This is a genomic window from Clostridium thailandense (assembly GCF_019207025.1).
Classification (GTDB): domain Bacteria; phylum Bacillota; class Clostridia; order Clostridiales; family Clostridiaceae; genus Clostridium_AM; species Clostridium_AM thailandense.
Genome location: NZ_JAEEGC010000194.1, coordinates 1 through 8,037, shown reverse-complemented (window position 1 = coordinate 8,037; position 8,037 = coordinate 1). Strand labels below are relative to the sequence as shown.

General features: G+C 31.8%; 5 protein-coding genes. 1 reads left to right on the top strand and 4 read right to left on the bottom strand.

Annotation, left to right across the window (positions count from 1 at the left end; genetic code table 11):
• Window positions 1–157 precede the first annotated feature (157 nt).
• The 4 genes from I6U48_RS27675 to I6U48_RS27660 all read right to left on the bottom strand — a co-directional run bounded on the left by I6U48_RS27675 (window position 158) and on the right by I6U48_RS27660 (window position 6,958).
• Entirely contained in the window at window positions 158–1,750 is a 1,593-nt protein-coding gene (locus I6U48_RS27675; protein WP_218323741.1) for an MFS transporter, read from the bottom strand.
• 402 nt (window positions 1,751–2,152) lie between these two features.
• Complete coding sequence (locus I6U48_RS27670; RefSeq protein ID WP_218323740.1) at window positions 2,153–3,496, bottom strand: FAD-dependent oxidoreductase; 1,344 nt, start codon at window positions 3,494–3,496, stop codon at window positions 2,153–2,155.
• Window positions 3,497–4,257: 761 nt separating this feature from the next.
• Window positions 4,258–5,832, bottom strand: coding sequence for an ABC transporter permease/substrate-binding protein (locus tag I6U48_RS27665; protein WP_218323739.1), 1,575 nt, complete (start codon window positions 5,830–5,832; stop codon window positions 4,258–4,260).
• Window positions 5,825–6,958, bottom strand: a complete 1,134-nt coding sequence (locus tag I6U48_RS27660) for a betaine/proline/choline family ABC transporter ATP-binding protein (RefSeq protein WP_218323738.1) — start codon at window positions 6,956–6,958, stop codon at window positions 5,825–5,827. Before I6U48_RS27660 ends, I6U48_RS27665 begins: the two co-directional genes overlap by 8 nt.
• A gap of 183 nt (window positions 6,959–7,141) precedes the next feature.
• Between I6U48_RS27660 and I6U48_RS27655 the strand changes: the two genes are divergently transcribed.
• Complete coding sequence (locus I6U48_RS27655) at window positions 7,142–7,765, top strand: GntR family transcriptional regulator (protein ID WP_218323737.1); 624 nt, start codon at window positions 7,142–7,144, stop codon at window positions 7,763–7,765.
• Window positions 7,766–8,037 lie beyond the last annotated feature (272 nt).

Below are 8,037 nucleotides of genomic sequence, written 5' to 3'. Positions count from 1 at the left end.
AAGGCTAATTTCCATTGCTTTTCTACCCATAAAAATCACTCCCTATACTAACTTATATTTAGTATAGGGAAAGAAAATTTATTTATTCTGAATAAGTTAAGTGTCGGCCGTGGACATCTATAATTAAACCTTCTTTTAATTTATATATAGATATAAATTATTTTCTGAGTCTTCCTTTATATTCCACTTGATCTAAAGGAATCTCTTTTAAGATTAGTGCAGAAATGACACCTATACATATGAAACAAGCTGCAGTCATAAATACTGAACGCAAAGAAGTCTGCAAAGTATTTCTTACAACTTGTACAACTGTGTTATATTGAGAAGGATCAGCAAAAGTTGCTTTCAATTGCTTTAGTGAATCTTTGTTTACCAATACACGTGCCGTAGACACCAGTGATACTTGTTTAGGATTTAAAGAAAGATTGGATATATTACTTACAATAAATTTTGCATAGACAGTATTCAGTATAGATCCTAATAGTGCTGGTGAAAGTGCATTTCCTAAAGCAGTAAAGAAGAACAGTGTACCGTTACCAACACCATAGTCTTTAGGTTTAATATAGGCCATAGCACTTAAGGTATTGATAGAAGGCATCCATGAGCCTCCTCCTACATTATAAATAGCTCTGGCAGCAATTATTGCAATTAAAGATATCGTTGCAGGCATTAACCCAAAGAAGGACATAGTTATAACCGCACAGGAAGGAGCTAGTACAAGCATCCATTTATAATGTTTAGTTTTATCCATCATAAATCCTGCAAAAGCACCCATAAAGATACCTATAAAGCTTGCTGGAATTTCAAGAGTTGCATAAACAGTTGCTGATTTCCCCATAACGCCTTGTACATAAAGACTTAAATAAGTGGCTACACAAGTAAGTCCAAAGGTCATACTTACAGATATAAGACAGCAGGCTAAAAAATTTCTATTTTTCAGCAATTTAGTAGATATTATTGAATACTCTTGAATTTTTTCTTCGTGTTTAAAGAATAAAACAAAAACTATTATTGATACAAGCAGCATAATGATGATTGTTGGAGAATTCCATTTAAATTTTGACCCTCCCCAGGATAAAGCCAATAAAAAGTTAGAAACAGCAATTGCTAATGTTATAACACCAAAAATATCAATTCTTTTATCAGCATTCTCATCAATAACATTCGGAACAGCAAACATTACAAAGAAAAATGTTATTAAGAAAATTATTGCCGTAAGTACAAATACATACCTCCACGTCCAGTGTTCTGAAATCAATGCTGCTAGTGTAGGTAAAGTCAATTGTACTACACTCATTACTGAAAGTATGGTTCCGCCTATTTTTCCACGTTCAGTTGGAGGAAACAGCTGACCTAAAAGTGCCATGTATGTGCCCTGCATGGCTCCAGCTCCAAATCCATTAACTGCGTAGCCCGCTATAAAAAACCATATATTAGGAGCTGAAAAACATAGTATCTCCCCAGTTACCATAATTCCTAGTACAGTTAATAGTATCTTTTTCTTACCATATATATCCCCCATCTTCCCCCAGAATGGAGCTGAAATAGCACCTGTTAAACTGAATACCATAGGTGCCCATGAATAATAAGTAAGACCATTTAATTCTCCTGAAATCATCGGAAGCAGAGCATTTGCCTTATATCTGGTAGACCAATATGCAAAACCGCAAATTAAAATGGCAATAGCACACAGAGTCTTTCTCTTAGATGACATTGTTTCAAGTCCATCAGGTTTTAGAACTTCTGGCATAACATTATCCCCCCATATTTTATTTTGTATAATATAGATACCTACGGCCGACACTTAACTTATTCTCCGGGATCTATTGGTAACAATTAATGCAAGTCAAATATTTTTATAGGACAGTGCAGGATGATTTTCCTCCGCTGCACTACTAAAAATCTTTAATTTAAAAGAAACTACTGCTCTCTTGTTTAGTAAGAATACTCTATTATTAAGCGATGTTTTACACTCACAAAACAAGCCTAAAAAAATAAATTAGTTTTCTGACATAAGGAAGAAAGCTTACCTTCATTGTCCACTATCCTCTGTCAATTGTCCTCTAAAAATATATTTATATCTTTCAACCACTACCAATAACTCCCCTAGTATAAATCAACTTTATTATTAGAAAATTCATACAAAGTATCTTTATCTTGGAAGATAAACATTCTGATTTTTTAATATTCTTTGTACTTTCTTAATATCCACTTGACGTACATTTGTATTATCTTCTAATGATACTGCCGCTGCTACGCCAGCTGCTTGTCCTAAAGTTGAACAGTGAGGAATTAAATTTGACCAGTCATTAGCTTCATGAGTTGATGAGAAAGATCTTCCTGCAACTAAAAGATTTTCAATTTTTACTGGTACCATAACCCTATAAGGTATTTCTGTAGGTGTCTTGCAAACATTAAAGTTGAAAGGTGGAACTACTGCTATAGTGTCCTCATGCTCATAAGTATTATCTAAGTCCATTTTAGAAAGTGTGTATACTCCATGAATTCTTCTGCTGCCACGGGTACCTGTTTGAGGTGCGATATCTATTAAATATGCATTTTTAAAACCTGGAACCTTTTCCTTTAGATAGTCTATAGCTTCAAACATTGTACGACGTACACTCATTTGCGTTTCTGTTAAGTCTTTAATGTCCAGACAATATCTAGGCAGCCAATTATTTATCCAACATTGATCATTACGAGGCGTAGCATGCGGAGACATTTTGAAACCTGTAATTTTACTCATATTAGTCATATGCACACTATACCACTCTTGAAAATTATCTGCCTTCCACTCTGCAAAGGTTCTAAAATCCACTCCACCTAGGCGATAAACAGATGCTGTGTTCGCACTTCTAAGGGATTGATCTCGATCTTCATCAAAAGCACCTCCTGCAAAGGAACATATATCAGCATCGCCCGTGCAATCTATTACAACTTTTCCAAGAATCGCCCTGCGGCCTTCTTTACTTTCAATAATTACACCTTTTATGGTATCTCCATCCATTATAGCTCCAACACTCCAACATTCTAAATAAGGAATAATCTTATTATCTTCTTCTTCAATCATCTGATCCAAGACAACTTTTAGTTGATTTGGATCTAAATATGCACCATAATTAATACTGCCATTAAGCACAAATCCCCAATAACCAGCCCATTTTTTTAAAAGCATAGGGTCTTTGCTTCCTGTTTCTTCTTTCTTAGGTCCTAAAGAACCATAGGGAAGCTTACTCATACGATCGATCCATTCCTGTTGTAAGCCCATAACCATTCTTTTCTCACCAAAGGATAAATGAGGAATTAAAATAACAAAACCGCCTGTAGCCATACCACCCAAATGTCCATAACGTTCTACAAGAATTACTTTCTTAGCGCCAGCACGTGCAGCTGCAATAGCCGCTGAATGTCCTGCAGGACCAGAACCAACAACTAAAACATCAGCTTCATCAAATACTGGCACTTCTTTTGATGATTCTACGACAATTTTACTCATATGTTACCTCCTAAAATTAAAAAATATTTTTCTGAATTTATAACAAATATAGCAAATTTAATTAGTTATATTCATTATCTGTATTATAGATAACCTAACCAGAAAGTTAACTTATAAAAAATATTTATTGGTAACAGTTAACACAAGTTAAATATTTTTTAGAGGACAGAGGACAATTGACAAAGGACAAAGGACAGTGAAGGAGGATTTTTCTCCGCTACACTATGAAAAATCTTTAATTTAAAAGAAACTTCTACTTTCTGAGTATTTGAATAAGTGATGTTTTGCACTCACAAAACAAACCTAAAAAAATAAATTAGCTTTCTGCCGTAAGGAAGAAAACTTACCTTCACTGTCCTATGTCTTTTGTCAATTGTCCTCTAGAAATATGTTTGCATCTCCCAATTATTACCGATAATTCTCATAGTATAAGTTAAGTGTCGGCCGTGTTTATCTATAATGTATAAATTATTATGATAAAAAAAATTATAATAAAAAAATTTATTATAATTTTTTTTACGATTTAATATTAGCATACTATGAATACGATTGCAATACTATTTTCAGAATATTCAAATCCCCGCAGTTCATGGAATAATAATGTCCATTACTATTTATATATCATTATGCAAAAAGAACCACTGAATATCACAAATTCAGTGGTTCTTTGGATTATTAAAATTTTCTACCAACCATATAATACTTACAAACTTCCAGTAGTCCTGCCACCATTTTTGGTATAATGACAAGCTCTTAGTCTTTTAAATTAATCCTTTTTCTTTTAGAAAGTCATTAGCTACTTTTTCAGCTTCTTCTCCATTATCTACTTTATAATTAAGCTTTTGCATAGTTTCATCATCCATAACACCTTCCAGTTTATTTAACAATGGTTTCAACTCTGGATATTTTTTAAGTGTATCTTCTCTCACTATTGGAACTGCATAGTAAGGTGGAAAAAAACTCTTATCATCCTTTAAAAGCTTTAATTTAAATTTTTGTAACAATCCATCTGTGGAAAAAGCATCTATTACTTGTGTGGAATTATCTTCTAGAGCTGAATATCTAAGACCTCCATCTATTCCTTTTTCACTTTTAAATTGCAAATTATAAGCCTTACTCAGACCAATCAATCCATCAGCTCTATTAATAAATTCCATAGTACTACCTAATTTGAGGTCTTTACTTACATTAGCCAAATCTGATATAGTATTTAAATTATATCTATTAGCTAAATCCTGTTTTACTGCTAATGCATAGGTATTATTAAAGCCCAATGGTTTTAACCAATCAATTCCATAGTTTTTCTTAAAATAATCACTTACCATATTATAAACCTTATTTTGATCTCCTTGCACATTTTGTTTCATTATATCAACAAGACCAGTACCTGTATATTCTACATACATATCTATATCTCCAGATTTTATGGCATTAAATACAACACTTGTTCCACCAAGATTTAACTTTTTTTCTACTTTATAATCTGTATTATTTTCTATTAAGGATGCCAAAATATTTCCTAGTACTAATTGTTCGTTGAAATTTTTGGAACCTATAACTATTTCTTTTTTATTACCTACAAAGGATTTAAAGACACTACCACCAATTATTACAACAACTAAAATTGCTGCTGCTAACTTAAACTTTTTACTGGCAATAAATTTATTTTTAGATTTAGTTCTTGTAGAAGATACTTTGATTCCGTCAGGTATAACTAGCATTTCTACTCTTCCAATTATAAAATCCAATACTAAAGCAAGTAAACATGCTGGTATTGCTCCAGCCAAAATCATATAACTATTAACAGTTTGTACCCCAGAAAATACTAAATATCCTAATCCGCCTGCGCCTATAAATGCGGCAATTGTCATAAGACCAACAGCAGTAACTGCAGATATTCTTATACCTGACATGATAACTGGCAATGCTAATGGCAACTGAATTTTTATTAATATTTGTGATTTTGTTAATCCAATTCCTTCAGCTGCTTCTAAAGTAGCAGCATTTATATTTTCCATACCTGTAAAAGTATTTTTAACTATAGGCAATAGAGAATATAATACTACCATTGTAATAGCTGGTTTACTTCCGATCCCTAACAAAGGTATTAGGAATCCTAAAAGTGCCAAACTAGGAATGGATTGCATAATATTTGCAACACCAATTACAGGTCCAGATAATTTTCTAACTCTTGTAATCAGAACCCCTAAAGGCACACCAATAGCTATTGAAATTACTACAGCTAAAACTGTTAACTGGATATGTTGTAAGAACAAACTATATATTTGTTCCTTTCTATCTATGAAAAATTCTATTAATGTCTTAAAATTATTCATGCAACAAAACCTCCTTATCTAAAAACTGATTACTAAGAACAGATAAAAGGCTGCTCCTAGTGATCAACCCAACTAACTTTGAATTTTCATTTATAACAGGAACGTATCCAATACTCTCTTTTTCCATTTTTTCTAACACATTTATTATTGAATCATCACTACTTACTGTTATAATGTTTCTTTCCATTATGTCCTTCAACTTTGTATTTTTTTCAAGAGTTTTTCTTATATCCTTTAAAGTTACAAGCCCATTAAGTTTTTCATCACCATCCACTATTAATAAGCTATCCACATGATTGGACCGCATTATTTGAATAGCCTGCAACGATGTTCTTTCTTCTACAGCCTTAATCGGATTTTTTATCATAATATCTTTTACTTTAATTAATTCTGGCTGATTCCAAATTCTATCTTTACCTATAAATTCCTTTACAAAATCATCCGCTGGATGTTTAAGAATATTTTCTGGAGTATCAAATTGTACTACTAACCCATCTTTCATAATACAAATTCTATCTGCTAATTTTAAAGCTTCATCCATATCATGTGTTACAAATACAATGGTCTTTTTAAGTTCTTGCTGTATATTATATACTTCATCTTGAAGTTGATTTCTGGTAATTGGATCCAATGCACTGAAAGGCTCGTCCATTAAAATAATTTCTGGATTCATCATAAAGGCTCTTGCAATTCCTATTCTTTGTTGCTGCCCTCCACTAAGTTCACTAGGATATTTATCTATATATTCTTCTTTATTTAATCCAACTAGCTTTAATAGTTCAGAAACCTTTATAGTAATCTTATCTTTATCCCATTTTTGCAAATCAGCTATTAAGGAAATATTTTCCTTAACTGTCATGTGAGGAAAAAGTCCTGTCTGCTGTATAACATACCCCATTTTCCGTCTAAGACTTATAGTGTCTTCATTTATAATATTTTTTCCATCAATTAAAATCTCTCCGGAAGTTGGCATTATAAGTTTATTAATCATTTTTAAAGTTGTAGTTTTACCACATCCACTTGGTCCTATAAATACAACTAATTCTCCTTCATTTATAGTTAGACTTACATCTTTTAACACAATATTGTTCTTAAAAGTTTTCTTTAAATTTTTAATTTCTATCATCCTTATTCCTCCTATTAAAATTGTAAAACTCTTGAAGTGACAACTTAAGTTTAACATAGAGTTGTCACTTTGTAAAGTTACTTGATTTTTTGTCATTATGAATTTAAAATAGTTTTAGGTTGTGAGTAACTTAAATTATTGACGTTTTACATTAAATATATAATTAGTTAGGAGTTTTTTAAAATGCCAAATGAATCAATCATAAAACCTATTTATCAACAAATAGCAATTGACATCGCAGCAAGAATAGTATCTGGTGATCTTCCCGTAGGTACAAAGCTTCATGGTCGGTCAACTCTTGCTGGAAACTATAAAGTTTCTCCAGAAACTATACGACGCTCCATTACCTTATTAAGTGATATGGATATAGTTGAAGTAATCCAAGGTAGTGGAATTGTGATTAAATGCGTAGATAATGCCATAAAGTTTATTGACAAATTTAAAAATTTAGATTCAATTCATTCATTAAAAAAAGAAATTCTCACTGTAATGATAGAAAAACATGAATCAGAAAATAAACTGCAAACATTAATTAACAAACTACTTGACTATTCAGATAGATTTAAAAATAGCAATCCATATACTCCTCTAGAATTTGATATAGATTCAACTTCTAAGTTTATCAGTAAAACTATATCAGAAGTTAAATTTTGGCAAAATACTGGTGCTACAATAATCGGTATAAGACGCAATAATAATTTGATTCTTTCTCCAGGGCCTTATGCAACTTTTATAGAAGGTGACACATTTATAGCTATTGGTGATGAACAAACTTATATAAGAGTTAAAAAGTTTCTTCAAGAGTAATTTTTAATATCATTGTAAAATAGGGGCTGCCGCACTATTAGAAATACACCAGAAAGTTGAATTATGCGCAGGGAAATATCTCCCAGAGCATAATTCAACTTTCGTTGGTGGACATCTATATAGATACCTACATTAGACACTTAACTTATACGCAGGGATATATTGACATTCTGGAAGACACATTTAAATACTTTTGCTACAAGTCTTAGCTCATATTTTTGAAAAAGCTTAGAAGATTTGATTGGTTAAAAGTCTAAATGACTTTTAACGAG

What these genes read in the sequence shown, in the direction of transcription:
- I6U48_RS27675 (WP_218323741.1), bottom strand. Translation starts at nt 1,750, where the DNA reads ATGCCAGAAGTTCTAAAACCTGATGGACTTGAAACAATGTCATCTAAG.
- I6U48_RS27670 (WP_218323740.1), bottom strand. Translation starts at nt 3,496, where the DNA reads ATGAGTAAAATTGTCGTAGAATCATCAAAAGAAGTGCCAGTATTTGAT.
- I6U48_RS27665 (WP_218323739.1), bottom strand. Translation starts at nt 5,832, where the DNA reads ATGAATAATTTTAAGACATTAATAGAATTTTTCATAGATAGAAAGGAA.
- I6U48_RS27660 (WP_218323738.1), bottom strand. Translation starts at nt 6,958, where the DNA reads ATGATAGAAATTAAAAATTTAAAGAAAACTTTTAAGAACAATATTGTG.
- I6U48_RS27655 (WP_218323737.1), top strand. Translation starts at nt 7,142, where the DNA reads ATGCCAAATGAATCAATCATAAAACCTATTTATCAACAAATAGCAATT.